The organism is Streptomyces mirabilis, from assembly GCF_018310535.1.
In the GTDB taxonomy this organism is placed as follows: domain Bacteria; phylum Actinomycetota; class Actinomycetes; order Streptomycetales; family Streptomycetaceae; genus Streptomyces.
Genome location: NZ_CP074102.1, coordinates 5,876,063 through 5,892,598 on the forward strand (window position 1 = coordinate 5,876,063; position 16,536 = coordinate 5,892,598).

15 protein-coding genes are annotated in these 16,536 nt (G+C 70.3%); 6 read left to right on the forward strand and 9 right to left on the reverse strand.

The features are described from left to right. The first annotated feature begins 20 nt into the window (after positions 1-20). The gene (locus SMIR_RS25830; protein ID WP_168491399.1) at positions 21-374 is read left to right on the forward strand and encodes a cytidine deaminase; all 354 of its coding nucleotides are present in this window, start codon (positions 21-23) and stop codon (positions 372-374) included. A 356-nt stretch (positions 375-730) separates the two neighbouring features. On the opposite strand, the gene era is transcribed toward SMIR_RS25830, so the two are convergent. Then, positions 731-1,690 carry a GTPase Era gene (gene era, locus SMIR_RS25835; RefSeq protein ID WP_179436579.1) on the reverse strand — a complete coding sequence of 320 codons (960 nt, stop codon included), beginning with the start codon at positions 1,688-1,690 and terminating at the stop codon, positions 731-733. Positions 1,691-1,878: 188 nt separating this feature from the next. On the opposite strand from era, the gene SMIR_RS25840 reads away from it, so the two are divergent. Then, the gene (locus SMIR_RS25840) at positions 1,879-3,225 is read left to right on the forward strand and encodes an ammonium transporter (protein WP_422664465.1); all 1,347 of its coding nucleotides are present in this window, start codon (positions 1,879-1,881) and stop codon (positions 3,223-3,225) included. Further along, complete coding sequence (locus SMIR_RS25845; protein ID WP_101405245.1) at positions 3,222-3,560, forward strand: P-II family nitrogen regulator; 339 nt, start codon at positions 3,222-3,224, stop codon at positions 3,558-3,560. The genes SMIR_RS25840 and SMIR_RS25845 overlap by 4 nt, the downstream gene beginning before the upstream one ends. On the opposite strand, the gene SMIR_RS25850 is transcribed toward SMIR_RS25845, so the two are convergent. The 4 genes from SMIR_RS25850 to SMIR_RS25865 all read right to left on the reverse strand — a co-directional run bounded on the left by SMIR_RS25850 (position 3,454) and on the right by SMIR_RS25865 (position 7,857). After that, complete coding sequence (locus SMIR_RS25850; protein WP_168491395.1) at positions 3,454-4,539, reverse strand: WxL protein peptidoglycan domain-containing protein; 1,086 nt, start codon at positions 4,537-4,539, stop codon at positions 3,454-3,456. The genes SMIR_RS25845 and SMIR_RS25850 overlap by 107 nt on opposite strands. A gap of 86 nt (positions 4,540-4,625) precedes the next feature. Beyond that, positions 4,626-5,975 carry a beta-xylosidase gene (locus tag SMIR_RS25855; protein ID WP_211118704.1) on the reverse strand — a complete coding sequence of 450 codons (1,350 nt, stop codon included), beginning with the start codon at positions 5,973-5,975 and terminating at the stop codon, positions 4,626-4,628. 265 nt (positions 5,976-6,240) lie between these two features. Continuing rightward, positions 6,241-6,717, reverse strand: coding sequence for a hypothetical protein (locus SMIR_RS25860; protein WP_101405248.1), 477 nt, complete (start codon positions 6,715-6,717; stop codon positions 6,241-6,243). A 327-nt stretch (positions 6,718-7,044) separates the two neighbouring features. Continuing rightward, on the reverse strand, positions 7,045-7,857 hold the full coding sequence (locus SMIR_RS25865; protein WP_212727438.1) for a GNAT family N-acetyltransferase: 813 nt from the start codon (positions 7,855-7,857) through the stop codon (positions 7,045-7,047). A gap of 239 nt (positions 7,858-8,096) precedes the next feature. Here SMIR_RS25865 and SMIR_RS25870 point away from each other — a divergent pair, with 239 nt between their 5' ends. Beyond that, on the forward strand, positions 8,097-9,335 hold the full coding sequence (locus tag SMIR_RS25870) for an RNA-guided endonuclease InsQ/TnpB family protein (protein WP_212728412.1): 1,239 nt from the start codon (positions 8,097-8,099) through the stop codon (positions 9,333-9,335). Between the two features lie 10 nt (positions 9,336-9,345). Here the strand turns inward: SMIR_RS25870 and SMIR_RS25875 are convergent, their stop codons facing one another. The 4 genes from SMIR_RS25875 to SMIR_RS25890 form a co-directional block, all read right to left on the reverse strand. After that, the gene (locus SMIR_RS25875; protein ID WP_212727439.1) at positions 9,346-10,608 is read right to left on the reverse strand and encodes an MFS transporter; all 1,263 of its coding nucleotides are present in this window, start codon (positions 10,606-10,608) and stop codon (positions 9,346-9,348) included. After that, positions 10,605-11,933 (reverse strand): GH1 family beta-glucosidase, encoded by a 1,329-nt coding sequence (locus SMIR_RS25880; RefSeq protein WP_211118703.1) that lies wholly within the window; start codon positions 11,931-11,933, stop codon positions 10,605-10,607. The genes SMIR_RS25875 and SMIR_RS25880 overlap by 4 nt, the downstream gene beginning before the upstream one ends. 187 nt (positions 11,934-12,120) lie before the next feature. Next, entirely contained in the window at positions 12,121-12,387 is a 267-nt protein-coding gene (locus tag SMIR_RS25885; protein WP_060896474.1) for a protealysin inhibitor emfourin, read from the reverse strand. 32 nt (positions 12,388-12,419) lie between these two features. Beyond that, positions 12,420-13,493: a M4 family metallopeptidase gene (locus tag SMIR_RS25890; RefSeq protein ID WP_168491388.1), complete on the reverse strand. Its 1,074-nt coding sequence runs from the start codon at positions 13,491-13,493 to the stop codon at positions 12,420-12,422. Positions 13,494-13,846: 353 nt separating this feature from the next. Between SMIR_RS25890 and leuA the strand changes: the two genes are divergently transcribed. Next, on the forward strand, positions 13,847-15,568 hold the full coding sequence (leuA, locus tag SMIR_RS25895) for a 2-isopropylmalate synthase (protein ID WP_168491384.1): 1,722 nt from the start codon (positions 13,847-13,849) through the stop codon (positions 15,566-15,568). 186 nt (positions 15,569-15,754) lie between these two features. After that, complete coding sequence (locus SMIR_RS25900) at positions 15,755-16,450, forward strand: tellurite resistance TerB family protein (RefSeq protein ID WP_168491382.1); 696 nt, start codon at positions 15,755-15,757, stop codon at positions 16,448-16,450. The last annotated feature ends 86 nt before the right edge of the window (positions 16,451-16,536 follow it).

The following is a 16,536-nucleotide window of genomic DNA, read 5'->3' on the forward strand; positions in this document are numbered from 1 at the left end:
TCCCTTCGTATGCTCTGAACATGACCGACAGCAGCGCGCTTGACCCCGAGGACCGCAAGATCGTCACCCTGGCCCGTTCCGCGCGGGCGCGCAACGGGGTGCCGGAGGGGGCGGCCGTACGTGATGAGACCGGCCGTACGTATGTCGCGGGGACGGTGGATCTTCCCTCCCTGCGGTTGAGCGCGTTGCGTACCGCGGTGGCGATGGCGGTGGCGTCCGGGGCGAAGTCTCTTGAGGCGGCGGCGGTGGTGTCCGAGGCGGGGGAGGTTTCTTCGGAGGACCGGGCGGCGGTCCGGGACCTCGGTGGTCCGGCGACGCCGGTGCTGCTGGCGGGCGCCGACGGCACGGTTCACCTGACGGTGACCGCGGGCTGAGACCGCGCGCAGTTCCCCGCGCCCCTGGGCGGGGCTTCGCCCCGAATCGCCGCCCGCCCCTGGTCGCTCGGTTGCGGGCCGGTGGGGGCGGGGCGCGCAGTTCCCCGCGCCCCTAAGGCGGGGGCTTCGCCCCGGATTCCCGCCCGCTCCTGGTCGCTCGGTTGCGGGCCGGTGGGGGCTGGCCGCGCAGTTCCCCGCGCCCCTAAAAAGCCTTCAGCCTGTCCGGCGTTTGAGGACGAGGCCGTTCAGGCCGATCGGGGGTCTGGGGGCGGAGCCCCCGGGGACGATGGGGGTCCCCCCCTGCTCGCGAAGTCGAGAGCTTGGGGGAGGGTAGGGGCGGCGGGGGCGAGGACCCCTCAGAAGCCGAGTTTGCGGAGTTGGCGGGGGTCCCGCTGCCAGTCCTTCGCGACCTTCACATGGAGGTCGAGGAAGACCGGCGTACCCAGCAGTGCCTCGATCTGCTTGCGGGACTTGATGCCGACCTCCTTCAGGCGCTTGCCCTTGGGGCCGATGATGATGCCCTTCTGGCTGGGGCGCTCGATGTAGACGAAGGCGTGGATGTCGAGGAGGGGCTTGTCGGCGGGGCGGTCCTCGCGGGGGAGCATCTCCTCCACCACCACGGCGATGGAGTGGGGGAGCTCGTCGCGCACACCCTCCAGCGCCGCCTCGCGGATGAGCTCCGCGATCATGACCTGCTCGGGCTCGTCGGTGAGGTCACCCTCCGGGTAGAGAGCCGGGCCCTCGGGAAGGAGCGGGACGATCAGGTCGGCCAGCAGGTCCACCTGCTTGTCGCCGACCGCGGAGACCGGCACGATCTCCGCCCACTCGAACCCCAGCTCCCGCCCGAGCTGATCGATCGCGATGAGCTGCTCGGCGAGCGTCTTGCTGTCGACGAGGTCGGTCTTCGTGACGATCGCGATCTTCGGCGTCTTCTTGATGGACGCCAGTTCCTTCGCGATGAAACGGTCACCCGGACCGAGCTTCTCGTTCGCGGGGAGGCAGAAACCGATGACGTCGACCTCGGCCCACGTCGTGCGCACGATGTCGTTCAGGCGCTCGCCCAGCAGCGTGCGCGGCTTGTGCAGACCGGGGGTGTCGACCAGGATCAGCTGGGCGTCGGGGCGGTGCACGATGCCCCGTACCGTGTGCCGCGTGGTCTGCGGCTGGTTCGCGGTGATCGCCACCTTCTGGCCGACCAGAGCATTCGTGAGGGTGGACTTGCCCGCGTTGGGGCGGCCCACGAAGCAGGCGAAGCCGGCGCGGTGGGGTGCCTCGGACGGCTCGGATGACTGGGTACGAACGCTCATGGCGCCCATTGTCCCTGATCCACAGACCCGCGCCGTACGCCATATGCCTTTGACCGCTCCCGTGCGGCCCCGTGAGGTTTCGGAAACCCCCACGCAATACGAAACACGCCGGAAACGCACACGTGCACAACCGGAAACGCGAGCCCGTGACTCTCTGACGACGCCCCCGCACCCAGGAGAACCGAGGAGAGCCGTCCGTGGAGTTCGTGCAGACCGTGGAGACCCTGGACACCGTCAACCTGGCCGCCGCATCCCACCTCGACACCGGCGACACCGCCTGGCTGCTCGCCGCGACCGCCCTCGTTCTCCTGATGACGCCGGGCCTGGCCCTCTTCTACGGCGGCATGGTCCGCACGAAGAGCGTCCTCAACATGCTGATGATGAGTTTTGTGTCGATCGCCCTGGTCACCGTCGTATGGCTGGTGGTCGGGTACTCGCTCGCCTTCGGGGACGACGCCTTCGGGGGGCTCGTCGGCGGCCTGAAGCACGTGGGTATGGACGGGATCGGGCCGGACAGTGTGCACGGGACCGTGCCCACCCTGCTCTTCGCCACCTTCCAGCTCACCTTCGCGATCATCACCGCCGCGCTGATCAGCGGGGCGGTCGCCGACCGGGCGAAGTTCGCGGCGTGGCTGGTGTTCGTGCCGGTCTGGGCGCTGCTCGTATACGTTCCCGTCGCGCACTGGGTGTGGGGTCCGGGGGGCTGGGTCCAGGCGAAGCTGGGTGCGCTGGACTTCGCGGGCGGGCTGCCGGTCGAGATCACCTCCGGCGCCTCCGGCCTGGCCCTCTGTCTCGTCCTCGGCCCCCGTCTCGGCTTCAAGAAGGACGCCATGCGGCCGCACAACCTGCCGATGGTGATGCTGGGCGCGGGGTTGTTGTGGTTCGGCTGGTTCGGCTTCAACGCCGGGTCCGCGCTGGGCGCCGACGGACTCGCCGCCGCCGCCTTCCTCAACACCCTCGCCGCCGGCTGCACCGGTCTGCTCGGCTGGCTCTTCGTCGAGCAGAAGCGCGACGGCCACCCCACCACCCTCGGCGCCGCCTCCGGCGCGGTCGCGGGCCTGGTGGCCATCACCCCGTCCTGCGGATCCGTGTCGCTGCTGGGCGCGCTGGTCGTCGGTCTCGCCGCCGGTGTCGTCTGCTCGTACGCCGTCGGCTGGAAGTTCAGGCTGAACTACGACGACTCGCTGGACGTCGTCGGCGTTCACCTGGTCGGCGGCATCATCGGCACGGTCCTCATCGGGTTCTTCGCCGACGCGACGATGACGGGTGGCGCCGAGGGGCTGCTGTACGGCGGTGGGTTCGGGCAGCTCGGCAAGCAGCTGGTGGCGGTCGTTGCCGTGGGGGCGTACGCCTTCACCGTCACGTACGGCATCGGGAAGGTGCTCGACAAGGTCATGGGGTTGCGGGCGGACGAGGAGCACGAGCACACCGGCCTGGACCTTACGGTGCACGCCGAGACCGCTTACGATCACGGGGTCCTGGGCCACGGCGCCCCGGTCTCGTCATCCCTCCCCACCGCTCAGAAGGCCAAGGCCCAGGCATGAAGCTCATCACCGCCATCGTCAAGCCGTACCGTCTCGACGAGGTCAAGACCGCTCTCCAGGAGCTCGGCGTGCACGGGCTGACCGTCAGCGAGGCCAGTGGGTACGGGCGCCAGCGCGGCCACACGGAGGTCTACCGCGGCGCCGAGTACCAGGTCGACCTGGTCCCCAAGGTCCGTATCGAGGTCGTCGTCGAGGACGCGGACTCGGAGGCCGCGATCGACGCGATCGTCAACGCCGCGCAGACGGGGAAGATCGGCGACGGGAAGGTGTGGGCCGTACCGGTCGAGACGGTCGTACGGGTGCGGACGGGCGAGCGCGGCCCCGACGCACTCTGAGCCACCACGGGCGGGTACCGCCCCTGCGCGCTCCGAGCCACCAAGGGCCGCTGCCGCTCCTGCGCGCCCTGATCACCACCACGGCGGCGGCGATCCCCGCGCCCACCACCACCGCCATCAGCCACGGCAGCGCGAAGAACGACGTGCTCGCCGATTCCCGGGTGCCGGGCGCGCTGGCCGTCAACGTCACGTCGCCCCAGTCGAGTTGGGGCGCCCCGTGCCAGGGCTCGGTCAGCCGGACCCGTTGCCCCGGCAGCAGCTCCGAGGGGATCTTCGTGAGCTCCCGGGACAGCAACGTACGCCCGAAAAGGCCCTCGGCCCTGAGCCGCACCTTCGGGTTCAGGGTGACGTTCCCGGCGTTGCGGAGGGTGTACGAAATGGTGGCGCCGCTCTCGCCGAGGCCGGGGACCAGGGGCTGGTGGTGGCTGATGTGGACCTTCTCGACGGCGAGGGCGGGGACGGTGGGCCCGCCGACCCGGAGGTAGATCCGGGCGCCGACCGCCCGTTGCACCGCCACCGCGGACGTCGCCGCGTCTGAGCGGTCGAGGCGCTCGTCGAGTGCGACCAGCGCGCCCGGATGGTCACCGGGTTCGGCCTTCTCGGGCACCCGGAGGGTGAACGGCACGGTCACCGAACCGCGCGCGGGCACCGTCACCCGGGAGCGGGCGGGGTGCGCCCACGCGCCGACCCCGAGCTGCTTCTCCTGCACCGTCCGCACCGCGAACCCGCCGTCACGCGCGGTGTTGTACGCGTCGGCGGCGTACAGCCGGAAGGTCAGCGGGGCGCCGGTCTTGTTGGCGACGGTGACCTTGTCCCGGAGGGTCTGTCCGGGGTCGGCGGAGAGATAGAAGTACGGACGGGCCGCGATCTGCGTGGAGACGGGGTAGACGGACCAGCTGCCGTTGTCGGCGGCGTACGAGGCGGGCGTGGTGAGCGCGAGAAGGAACACGGACAGGACGAGGACGTACAGCTTGCGCATGGGTGCGGACCCCCGCGGATGTGGGTGGACAGGCCCTGGGCGGACGGGCGGGTGCGCGCCCGGCCACCGGGGTGCGGAGGGGTGGATCAGGTGAGCGTCAGGGTGAGCACGCCGGAGTAGGAACCCGGCGGGGTGAACGCCGGTACGTCCAGTGACAGCCCGGCGTCGACGGTGAACTCACCACCGGTGAGCGCTCCGTTGGGGGTGGACGCCAGCGTCGCTCCCGCACCGCCCACCGCGCCGGACGAACCGGCCTGGCAGGTGCTCGGGCTGCCCGCCTTGGTCGCGCAGGCGGGGGTCCAGCTCAGCTTCCCGGCATCGATCTTGGCGCCGGGACCGGTGAAGTCGGTGACCTTGCCGGTCAGGGACCAGCCCGCGGGTCCGCCGCGGAAGTCCTTGACGGTCACCGTCTGCAGGGCCCCGGTCGAGGCCCCGCCCTTGCCGAAGTCCACCGCCGACAGCTGGACGGCGTCCCCGGCCTGGGACATCGACAGGGTTCCCGCCTTCACCGTGGTGGTGAGTTTCTGGGAGCCCGCGGGGATCGGGGTGTCGTCGACGACCACGTACGCCGCCGGCCCCGCTCCCTTGGTGTCGCTCCAGCTCGCGCCCTCGTACGCCACCACGCCGGTCGTCGTCTTGTCGTTGACGGCCAGCGTGCCGCTGATCGAACCCTGCGCGTCGGCGGTCGTGGTGGCGGTGTCGGCGGTCTGGGTGGCCCCCGACCGTCCGGCGAGGGTCACGCTCGCGCCCGGGGTGAAGTTGCTGCCGGTGACGGTCACGCTGTCACCGGGCTTCCCGGAGGCCGAACCGAGCGAGATGGCACGGTTGTTGGTCTGGGTTCCGTCCGTCGCGGTGATCGTCCCGGAGACCGGGGCGGGCGGGTTGGTGACCGTGCAGGGGGTGTCCAGCTCCAGGATGTAGCTGGTGTGGATGTTGTAGTCGCCGGGCGCGAGGGTGATGGCGCCCGGGCTGGTGACGGTGAAGGTGCCCGTCATGCTGAACCCCGGGAAGGGCGCGTTGCCCGCCACCGGGTCGTTCTTCCTGGGGCCCGCGACCGTGACGTCCCCCGTCTGCGCGCCGCCGAGGGCGACCTTGCCGGTGGGCGTCATGATGTCGGCGGGCAGGGCGAGGGCGGTCGGGTTGTTCGCGGCGGGCGTGACCACCTTGTACGTCACGGTGACGGTGTCACCGACCTTGGGACTGGGGTTGTCCACCGTGATGATCGCGGTGGTGGTGCCGTCGATCGGCGGGATGCCCGCGATCGCCGGCGGGATGCAGTGCGTGGCGAAGTCCACGTTCTGGGAGTCCGCGGCCGCGGCGCCCGCCGGGGCCGCCAGCGCGCCTCCCGCGGTGACCGCCAGCGCGGTCACCCCGAGCAGTGCCGCCCAGCGGCGTCTTCGGGCGTGCGAACCCCTGGTTCCCCTGTGCGTTGCCATGTGCCCCCTCCTGAGGGATGCGGGCGCAGCGGCTCGTCTGCGCCGACAGGGGGCCATTGATGTGCGGGTTGTGTGAGAAGTCAATGGAGGGCCCGGACGGCAACTGATGGGCCATCAGGTTGTGTCAATATCGCCAACTGGGCACCCCTGTAGGCCAGTTGGCTGTGATCAGGTGGTTGTTCAGGCAGTTGTTCTGGCAGTACGAGGACCGGTGCCGCCGCGCGCGCCGGCGACACCGGTCTTCACGTATGTGCTGTGGCGGGGCTCAGCTGAAGACGAACGGGCCCGGTGCCTGCGCCGCGCTCGCGGTGCACGTGATGGTGATGCCGAAGACGACCATCTTCAGCGAGCCTCCGTATGCGTCGAGGCTGTCGCCGGAGGCGACGGTGCCGCTGAGCGGGCCCACCGTGACCCCGCCGCCCAGCGGAATGGCGGGATTCTTCGTGCCGGTGAACGCGACGGTGCCGCCGCCGGACTTCGCCATGGTCAAGGTGGAGGCGATGGAGTCCTGCGCCAGCGCGATCGGCGCGGTGATCGAGGTGGAGCTGAGGGTGATGGTCGCGGCCGTGCCGTCCTGGGTGGCGGTGAGAGTGGCCGCGCCACCGCCGCCGATCGTGCAGGTCGCGTTGATGGTCGCGGTGAGCGGGGTGACGGCCGCGGCGGTCGGCGCGAGGGCCAGGCCGGTCGCGGCGAGGGTGCCGGCGGCTAACGCCGCGGCGATTCCGAGTTGCTTGCGTCTCATCGGGTTCCCTTCCCTTGTACGGGAATTGCCATGTGGGGATGGAGGGACGGAACCGTCTGCTCAGAGGCCGGGGCCGGGCCGGGCACACGGACGCGTCACCGGTGAACGCCGGTGCGGGTGCGGAGAGATGTGTACGCGGACCGTCCGCGAGCGGGGTGCGGGACGCCAGCGGAGGCGTTTCTGACGGTCCGTCGGAACTTGCGGTTCCATTGATGCGCGAGCGGCTTGGGATTGCAAGGCATGCCGGGTGGTTTCTTCAGGGGTTGTTGAAAGTGGCTGAAGTTCGTCCCTGACCCCTGATCGGCCCCGCTACTCGTGATCGGCCCGCTACTCGGCGAGTTCCGCGATCAGCGCCGTCGCCACTGTCCGGAACCCCAGGCGGCCGTACATCCGCGCCACGTCCTCGTCCCCGGCCGACAGGAACAGCGTCTCGACGCCCCGCTCCCGCGCGTCGGTCACGAGGGCCGCGGTCACGGCGTACGCCAGTCCACGGCGCCGTTCGGCGGGCAGGGTACCGACGCCCGCGATCTCGCTCACGGGGCCGACGGGCAGGTGCATCCCGGAGCAGACCACGACCCCGTTCTCGACCGCCGCGGCCAGTACGGTGCGGCCCACGCGGATGCGGTCCGCGGCCGCGGGTACCTCGGCGGCGCGGGCGGTGATCTCGGTGGCGAGTTCGCCGCGTCCGGCCTCCCCCACCGCCGTGCCCGGCGCCGCGAACGCCACGTGCGGCACCGCCAACGCGCCCGCCAGGAAGGGGTCTTCGGGGTCCAGGACGCGGACCAGGGGGTGCGGGTCGGGCAGCGGTGCGTCCTCGTCGCGGATCATCAGGGGATGCGCGTGCACCCGTAGCCCCGTCGCCTCGACCGCCTCCCGCAGGCCCGGCGTCACCTCCGCCACCCACTCGAAGGCCTCCGGTACGCACAGCTCCCGCTGCCGCGCCCGCACCCGATCGACGTCCTCGGCGGTGGCCGCCGGGCCCGTCCAACCCAGGGTGGGTCGCGCGTAGTACGGCCAGCCCGTGGCCTCCCGGACGAAGAGGGTCAGCGGGCCGAAGTCCTCGGCCCGCGCGGCGGCGCGCGGCACCGAGTCGTAGTAGCGCTCAAGGCGGTCGAGGGGTGTGTCGTTCACCGTGGTCATGGCGCCATCCAAGACGAAGAGACCTGGCGAGGGCACCTGAATTCGGGCCAGTGACTTCAGCGGGATTCTTATGGGGAACCCCGGGCGTTTACGCCTGGGAGGAACCGCGTCCTGATCTCGGCGGTGCGGAGCACCGCAGCTTCTTCAGGAGCGGAGCGCCGGGAGTGCTCGGGACGGCTCTGGGGAATGTTGCGGTGTTCGAACGCGAGGCTTGCGGGTGGCCGGGTAGCGTCGCGGGTGTGAAGCTGGTGGTGCAGGTGAAGCTGATGCCGACGCCCGTGCAGGCGGCGGCACTTGAGGCGACCCTGCGCGCCTGCAACGAGGCCGCTTCATGGGCGAGCGTGATGGCCTTCGAAAAGGATGTGAAGAGGAACTTCGCGCTGCGGGAGCACACCTACGGCGAAGTGAAGGCGCGGTGGGGGCTGGGTGCGCAGGCCGCCCAGCACGTGATCAAGAAGACGTGCGACGCGTACGCCACGCTGAAGGCGAACCTGAAGGCCGGGAATCTTGGTAGACCGGGCTCGAAGCGCTATCGCAAGGCCGTGGAGAAGCCGATCGGCTTTCGCCCGGAAGGAGCGCAGCCGTACGACGACCGGATGCTGTCCTGGCAGATCGAACGGCGGCGCATCTCGGTCTGGACGGTGTCGGGGCGGGTCAAGGACGTGACGTTCACCGCTTCCCCGGAGCAGCTGGCGACCCTGGCCTTGTACCGGCGGGGTGAGTCGGATCTGCTGTGCCGGGACGGCATGTGGTTCTTGAATGCCACGTGCGAGGTCCCTGAGGCACCCCTGAACAGCGAGCAGGTGGACTTCCTCGGGATCGACCTGGGGATCGTGAACATCGCCACCACCTCGGACGGCGAGATCATGGCCGGGCGCGAGCTCAACCGCTTCCGGGTCCGTGAGCGCGGCCTGCGCACCAAGCTGCAACACAAGAACACCCCGTCCGCCAAGCGCCGCCTGAAGAAGCGGCGGCGCAAGGAGTCGCGGCGGGCCAGAGACATCAACCACAAGATCGCGAAGCATGTGGTGGCCGAGGCAGAACGCACCGGTCGCGGAATCGCCCTGGAGGATCTGACGGGCATCCGCGAGCGGGTACGGCTGAACAAGCCCCAACGGGTCACCCACTCCAGTTGGTCCTTCGCCCAGCTGGGAGCGTTCATCGCATACAAGGCCCGCCGGGCGGGGGTGGCGGTGGTGTACGTCGATCCGGCGTACACCTCTCGCACCTGCGCCGAGTGCGGGCACGTAGACAGGGCGAACCGGGTCTCGCAGGCCTGGTTCGCGTGCCGGTCCTGCGGATTCGTTGATCACGCAGACCGGAACGGCTCCCGCAACATCCGCGCTCGTGCGTGGGAATTGCGGCGACGCGGGGCCCCGTCAACGGCCCCCGCCCCACCCCGGATACCCGGGAGCGGGGCTGGACGCAAACGCAGCATCACCGCCAGTGATGCCCGTTATGCAAGCCCGGCGCTTTAGCGCGGGCAGTTTACTCCACGCCCCTGATCCGCCCCACCAGCAGCGCCCCCGCCAGCCCGATCACCGCCGCCACCAGGTACAGCACCCGGTAGCCGCCCAGGTACGTCACGATCGGTGCCGCCAGGGCGGGGGCGGCGACCTGGGGGAGGGCGTTGGCGACGTTGATGACGCCGAGGTCCTTGCCGCGGTCCAGGGCCTTGGGCAGGACGTCCGTCATCAGGGCGAAGTCGACGGAGGTGAAGACACCGAAGCCGATGCCGAGGACCGCTGCCGCGACGATCGCGCCCGGCCAGGTCTGCCACCCGGAGAGGACCGCCGTCGCCACCGCCATGAGGACGCCCGACCAGATCACGAACGGCTTGCGGCGGCCCACCCGGTCCGACCACACCCCGCCGACCACGACCGTGGCGAGGAGGGTGACGCCGTTGACCGCCGTGAGGATCAGTACGCCGTTCTCGGGGTCGTCGTAGTGGAGCCGGTCGCGGAGGTAGTACAGGAGGTAGAGCAGGACCAGGGCGTTGCTCAGGTTGATCAGGAAGCGGGTCAGCCAGGCCCAGGCCAGGTCCGGGTGGCGGCGCGGACTCAGCCAGAAGGAGGCCGCGAACGTGCGCCAGGACCAGGCGGGGCGGGCCGAGGCCGGCAGCCGCAGATCCTCGTAGCGCAGTACGTACGGCAGTACGCCCACCAGCGTGAACACCGCGCACGCCACGTAGCCGCCGCCCACGCCGCCCGCCGCCGTCGCGAGACCCGTCCCGCCCACCACGCCCAGGATCTGCGCGGCGCCCAGCCAGCCGCCCACGGAGCCGCGTTGGAGCCGTGGCACCCGGTCGGGGACGGCCGCGGTGATGGCGGCGAAGGCGGCGTTCAGGGTGAGCTGGACCAGGCACCAGCCGGCCGCCATCGTCCAGACCCCGCCCGCTCCCGCCAGGAGCAGCAGGGAGAGGGCGCCGCCCGCCGAACCCGCCACGATCCACGGCGTACGGCGGCCCCGGAGCGCCGTCGTCCGGTCGGACAGCGCGCCGAAGAGCGGGTTGGCGATCAGCGACACCACCGCGCCCGCGCCCGTGACCCACGCCAGCATGGTCTCCTTCGACATGCCGGCGCCGGGCGCGAAGTCCTCCGCCTGGGAGGCCAGCAGGATCTGCAGCGGGCCGTACCAGCCCACCCAGATCGCCCCGTTGGCGAGCGACAGCGCCGAGGTCCAGCCCCGGCCGACCCGCTCGACGGGCTCGGCCAGCGCCCCCACATTCGCGACGGGGTCCGCCGCCGTCATCCCCGCGCCCGCAGCGCGTCGCGCAGCCAGGTGTACGACGCCTTCGGGGTCCGCTTCAGCGTGTCGTAGTCGACGTGGACCAGGCCGAAGCGCCGCGCGTACCCCTCCGCCCACTCGAAGTTGTCCAGCAACGACCACACGAAGTACCCGCGAACGTCCACGCCCTGTTCCAACGCCCGGTGCAGCGCCCGGACATGGCCGTCGAGGAAGGTGATCCGTTCCTGGTCGTCGACGCCCTCGTAGCTGCAGCCGTTCTCGGTGATGACGACCGGCGGGAGGCGGTCCCCGTAGCGCTCGCGGAAGCCCACGAGCAACTCGGTCAGTGCCTCGGGGACCACCGGCCAGCCGAAGTCGGTGACCGGGTAGCCCTCCAGTTCGCGTACTGAGAAGGGGAGTTCGGCGGGCAGGGTCAGTCCGCTGAACTCGATCTCCGCGCCCTCGGGGGCGCCCACCCTGGTCGGCTGGTAGTAGTTGATCCCGTACCAGTCGATCGGCTCGGCGATGACCTTCAGATCCGCCTCGACGTCGCCCGGCATCAACTCCCCGATGCCGTCCGGGTATCGGCCCAGCAGCAACGGGTCGGCGAACAGGCGGTTGAGGAGGAGGTCGTAGAAGTCGGCGGCCTCCACGTCCTCGGGCTGCTCGGAGGCCGCCCAGGTCGGGCCGTGCGAGTTGGCGATGCCGATGTCCGTGACGCCGGCCGCGCGCAGGGACCGGACGGCGAGGCCGTGGGCGAGCAGTTGGTGGTGGGCGACCGGCAGCGAGTCGAACAGGAGCTGTTTGCCGGGGGCGTGGGCGCCGAGCGCGTGGCCGAGCAGGGTGTGTTCGGCGGGCTCGTTGAGAGTGATCCACTTCTTGACGCGGTCGCCCAGGCGGGCGGCGACGACACCGGCGTACTCGGCGAAGCGCTCGGCCGTGTCGCGGGTCAGCCAGCCGCCGGCCTCTTCGAGCTTCAGCGGGAGGTCCCAGTGGAAGAGGGTCGGTACGGGGCGGATGCCCGCCGCGACCAGCGCGTCCACCAGGCGGTCGTAGAAGTCGAGGCCGCCGGGGGAGTTCACGCGGGGCCAGGAGATCGAGAAGCGGTACGCGTCCACGCCGAGGTCGGCGAGGAGGGCCACGTCCTCGGGATAGCGGTGGTAGTGGTCGCAGGCCACGTCGGCCGTGGAACCGTCCTTGATGTGGCCGGGCTCGGCCGTGAAGGCGTCCCATACCGACGGGTCGCGTTCGGCCGCGGCTCCCTCGATCTGGTGGGCCGAGGTGGACACGCCCCAGAGGAAGCCGGGCGGGAACTGCGGTAGGGGGTTCGTCACCATGCGCGCGATCATCCTTACCGGCGGTAAGGGAAGTCAACGGGTTGGTGTGAACTGGGAGTTACGGCTTTTGGGCGCCTGTACGGAGGGGCGCGCGGTCCTTTTGCGGCTGCGGCCCGGTGGGGGCTTGTCGCGCCCACGCGGCGGATCCGCGTATGTCACGGCCCCGCGCCCCTGCAGGGCGCCTCCCCGAGGCCGCTTTCTAGGCGCCCTCCTTCAGGACCCTCGAAATCAGACTTCGCTGCTCCTCCGTCAGTCTCGGGTCGGCGGCGTAGACCGTCTTCCCGTTCACCGTGATCTCGTAGCTGAAGCCGTCGGGGACCCCCGCGGGGCGCGTGCCCTGGCCGGAGGCGATCGCCTGCTCGGCCAGGGCGTGCCACTCGGGGGCGTCGGAGCGCCCCGAGGTGTCCACCTCGGCATGGCGCTCGATGCCCGCGAATCCGCCCGTGCGCCTTACCTGAATACGCATGGGTCCTGTCTAGTACGAGTCGGACGCCGAAGCTACGACGTCGGCACCCCGACCTGTTCCCAGGCCTTCGTGACGGACTGGAGCTCCTCGCCCTCGCCGTACCGGCTCCTGGCCTGGGCGGCCGTCAGCTTGGCGAAGTCGGAGAAGCTCGCCTGGGACTGGAGCTCGCCGCCGGTGAGGACGTCGTACCAGATCTGCCCGGCGCGCTCCCAGGCGTGCCCGCCGAGGGCCTGGGCGACCAGGTAGAAGGCGTGGTTGGGGATGCCGGAGTTGATGTGGACACCGCCGTTGTCGCGGCCGGTCTTCACATAGCCGTCCATCGTCGCGGGCTGCGGGTCCTTGCCGAGCACGTCGTCGTCGTACGCCGTGCCGGGCTCCTTCATGGAGCGCAGCGCCTTGCCGGTGACGCGCGGCGCGAGCAGGCCCGCGCCGATCAGCCAGTCGGCGTCGGCGGCGGTCTGGCCGAGCGTGTACTGCTTGATCAGCGAGCCGAAGACGTCCGACATGGACTCGTTCAGGGCGCCCGGCTGGCCGAAGTAGGTGAGGTTCGCCGTGTACTGGGTGACGCCGTGGGTCAGCTCGTGGCCGATGACATCGACCGGGATGGTGAAGTCGAGGAAGATCTCGCCGTCGCCGTCGCCGAACACCATCTGCTCGCCGTTCCAGAAGGCGTTGTTGTAGCCGACGTCGAAGTGGACGCTCGCGTCGAGGGGCAGACCCTCGCCGTTGATCGAGTTGCGGGCGTAGGCGTTCAGGTAGAGGTCGAAGGTGGCGCCGAGCCCGGCGTAGGCGCGGTTGACCGTGGCGTCCTTGCCGGGCTTGTCGGCCTCGCCGCGGACCTTCTTGCCCGGCAGGTCCTGGTGGTGCTTGGCGTCGTAGATGGTGCGCTGCGGCTTGTCCGCGGGCGCGCCCTGGGGCGGGGCCACGGTGGGCGCGCCGATGACCGTGGTCAGCCGGCGGTGGGTGCGCTCGAAGGCGTCGCGCTCCAGGGTGCGGCGCGCGGGTCCGGCGAGCGTGGGGTCCTCGTGCTGGGCCAGCGTGTCGAGGATGTGGGGCGGCACGATGGTGCAGAAGACAGGCTCGAAGCCTGCCGGGTTCGCGGTCATGCTCGGCACAATTGCACTGAGTTACTCCGCTGTCACTACCGGCGACCAAGATTGTGTGAAATGCGGCGATAAGGAGCCCATCGGTCCGCTCTTCAGTGGTATGAGGTTTCACTCTGAGTGGTATGCCGCACTTTTTGTCTGTTTTCTTCCTTATGTGGTCACGATCCCGCATACTGATACAGCCCTCCGGAGAGAGTGAGGCTCGGCTAGGCTGCGGAGCATCATGCGTATCGGGCTGCTTCTCCTTAGCTGCCGCGGCGAGGGCCTGTAGTCGAGGCCGACCCCCTCCCCGCGGAGTTCGGCGTTGCGCCGTCGGCCGTCCTTCCGGACACCCTCTGAGGAGCCCACGCATCATGCCGAACTTCCAGCAGTCCACCTCCATGCCGGTCCACAAGTACGGCAAGTACGAGCAGGTGGACATCCCTGACCGCACCTGGCCGGACAACCGTGTCACCGTCGCCCCCCGCTGGCTGTCGACGGACCTGCGGGACGGCAACCAGGCGCTGATCGACCCGATGTCCCCGGCCCGCAAGCGCGAGATGTTCGACCTGCTCGTGAAGATGGGCTACAAGGAGATCGAGGTCGGCTTCCCGGCCTCCGGACAGACCGACTTCGACTTCGTCCGCTCGATCATCGAGGACGAGACCGCGATCCCGGACGACGTCACGATCTCCGTACTGACCCAGGCCCGCGAGGACCTGATCGAGCGCACGGTGGAGTCCCTGGTCGGCGCCAGGCGCGCCACGGTCCACCTGTACAACGCGACGGCCCCGGTCTTCCGCCGGGTCGTCTTCCGCGGCTCCAAGGACCAGATCAAGCAGATCGCCGTCGACGGCACGCGGCTGGTCATGGAGTACGCCGAGAAGCTGCTCGACGAGCGGACGACGTTCGGCTACCAGTACAGCCCCGAGATCTTCACCGACACCGAGCTGGACTTCGCCCTGGAGGTCTGCGAGGCGGTGATGGACGTCTACCAGCCCGGCCCGGGCCGCGAGATCATCCTCAACCTGCCCGCCACGGTGGAGCGCTCGACGCCGTCCACGCACGCGGACCGCTTCGAGTGGATGTCGCGCAACCTGTCCCGCCGCGAGTACGTCTGCCTGTCCGTCCACCCGCACAACGACCGCGGTACGGCCGTCGCCGCCGCCGAGCTGGCCCTCATGGCCGGCGCCGACCGCATCGAGGGCTGTCTGTTCGGCCAGGGCGAGCGCACCGGCAACGTCGACCTGGTCACCCTGGGCATGAACCTGTTCTCGCAGGGCGTCGACCCGCAGATCGACTTCTCGAACATCGACGAGGTCCGCCGCACCGCCGAGTACTGCAACCAGATGGAGGTCCACGCCCGCCACCCCTACGTCGGGGACCTCGTCTACACCTCCTTCTCCGGCTCCCACCAGGACGCCATCAAGAAGGGCTTCGACGCCATGGAGGCGGACGCCGCCGCGAAGGGCGTCACCGTCGACGACATCGAGTGGGCCGTCCCGTACCTGCCGATCGACCCGAAGGACGTCGGCCGTTCGTACGAGGCCGTGATCCGCGTCAACTCGCAGTCCGGCAAGGGCGGTATCGCCTACGTCCTGAAGAACGACCACAAGCTGGACCTGCCGCGCCGGATGCAGATCGAGTTCTCGAAGATCATCCAGGCGAAGACGGACGCCGAGGGCGGCGAGGTCACCCCGAAGGACATCTGGGCGATCTTCCAGGACGAGTACCTGCCGAACCCCGACAACGCGTGGGGCCGTATCCAGGTCAAGGCCGGTCAGACCACGACCGACCGGGACGGCATCGACTCGCTGACCGTCGAGGCCTCGGTGGACGGCGTCGACACGGTCCTGACCGGTACCGGCAACGGTCCGATCTCCGCGTTCTTCGACGCCCTGCAGTCCGTCGGCATCGACGTACGCCTCCTGGACTACCAGGAGCACACGATGAGCGAGGGCGCCTCCGCGCAGGCCGCCTCGTACATCGAGTGCGCGATCGGCGACAAGGTTCTGTGGGGAATCGGCATCGACGCGAATACGACACGCGCGTCGCTGAAGGCCGTGGTCTCCGCGGTCAACCGCGCGTCCCGCTGAGGACTTTGACCGGCACTTTCGGGGCCCCGTCCGCCTTTCGAGGCGGGCGGGGCCCCGTCGTATACCGGCCAATCGCCGTGGAGATCACGGAAAGGTCTCGTCCAAGGTACTGACTCTGCCTCAACAATGTGGCTAACATCACGCCAGCGCGGCGATGTTGCCGCGGCGTTACGGAGGTGTGCGAGCGTGCTGCCAGGATGGGGACGAAACGGTCGTGCAGTGCAGATTTCCCGCATCCTAGGCACCCGTACCGCGTGGACCACCATGGGGGACGGCGAGTTCTTCTGCCCGGGCTGCGGGGGTGACCGCAACTACCAGCGGCTCACCGGCCGGCGCCGCTTCACTCTCCTGGGCGTCCCGGTCCTGCCGCGCGGTGACACGGGACCCGTCGTCGAGTGCGCCGCCTGCGGCCGCCACTACGGCGCGGACGTCCTCGACCATCCGACCACCACCCGCTTCTCCGCGATGCTCCGCGACGCCGTCCACACCGTCGCGCTCGCCGTGCTCGCCGCCGGCGGCGCCTGCTCCCGTACGTCCCTGGAGATCGCGGCGACCGCGGTGCGCTCGGCCGGCTTCGACGACTGCACGGAGGACCAGCTCGGCGCCCTCGTCGAGGCGCTCGCCGCGGACACGGGCCGGATCTTCGGGGAGCCGTGCGGGGCGGGCCTCGCCATAGAGCTGCACGAGGCCCTGGACCCGCTGGCGCCGCACCTCGCCGCGACGGGGCGCGAATCGATCCTGCTCCAGGGCGCCCGGATCGCTCTGGCGGACGGGCCGTACACCCCCGCCGAACGGGACGTCCTCGCCACCGTGGGCGCGGCGCTGACGATCTGTGCGGACGACGTGACGCGGCTGCTGGCGGCGGCGCGCACGCCCTCGTAGGCGACGGGGCGGGAATGGCGAGCGGTAACGCAGGGTACGGTTTGAGCGACACACCGTAACGGGATCCTCGTGTTGCGCGGGGGAGA

Coding starts and splice junctions, on each gene's coding strand:
- leuA (WP_168491384.1), top strand. CDS start 13,847: ATGCCGAACTTCCAGCAGTCCACCTCCATGCCGGTCCACAAGTACGGC.
- SMIR_RS25860 (WP_101405248.1), bottom strand. CDS start 6,717: ATGAGACGCAAGCAACTCGGAATCGCCGCGGCGTTAGCCGCCGGCACC.
- SMIR_RS25850 (WP_168491395.1), bottom strand. CDS start 4,539: ATGCGCAAGCTGTACGTCCTCGTCCTGTCCGTGTTCCTTCTCGCGCTC.
- era (WP_179436579.1), bottom strand. CDS start 1,690: ATGGGCGCCATGAGCGTTCGTACCCAGTCATCCGAGCCGTCCGAGGCA.
- SMIR_RS25875 (WP_212727439.1), bottom strand. CDS start 10,608: ATGACGGCGGCGGACCCCGTCGCGAATGTGGGGGCGCTGGCCGAGCCC.
- SMIR_RS25865 (WP_212727438.1), bottom strand. CDS start 7,857: ATGACCACGGTGAACGACACACCCCTCGACCGCCTTGAGCGCTACTAC.
- SMIR_RS25855 (WP_211118704.1), bottom strand. CDS start 5,975: ATGGCAACGCACAGGGGAACCAGGGGTTCGCACGCCCGAAGACGCCGC.
- SMIR_RS25845 (WP_101405245.1), top strand. CDS start 3,222: ATGAAGCTCATCACCGCCATCGTCAAGCCGTACCGTCTCGACGAGGTC.
- SMIR_RS25880 (WP_211118703.1), bottom strand. CDS start 11,933: ATGATCGCGCGCATGGTGACGAACCCCCTACCGCAGTTCCCGCCCGGC.
- SMIR_RS25830 (WP_168491399.1), top strand. CDS start 21: ATGACCGACAGCAGCGCGCTTGACCCCGAGGACCGCAAGATCGTCACC.
- SMIR_RS25885 (WP_060896474.1), bottom strand. CDS start 12,387: ATGCGTATTCAGGTAAGGCGCACGGGCGGATTCGCGGGCATCGAGCGC.
- SMIR_RS25890 (WP_168491388.1), bottom strand. CDS start 13,493: ATGACCGCGAACCCGGCAGGCTTCGAGCCTGTCTTCTGCACCATCGTG.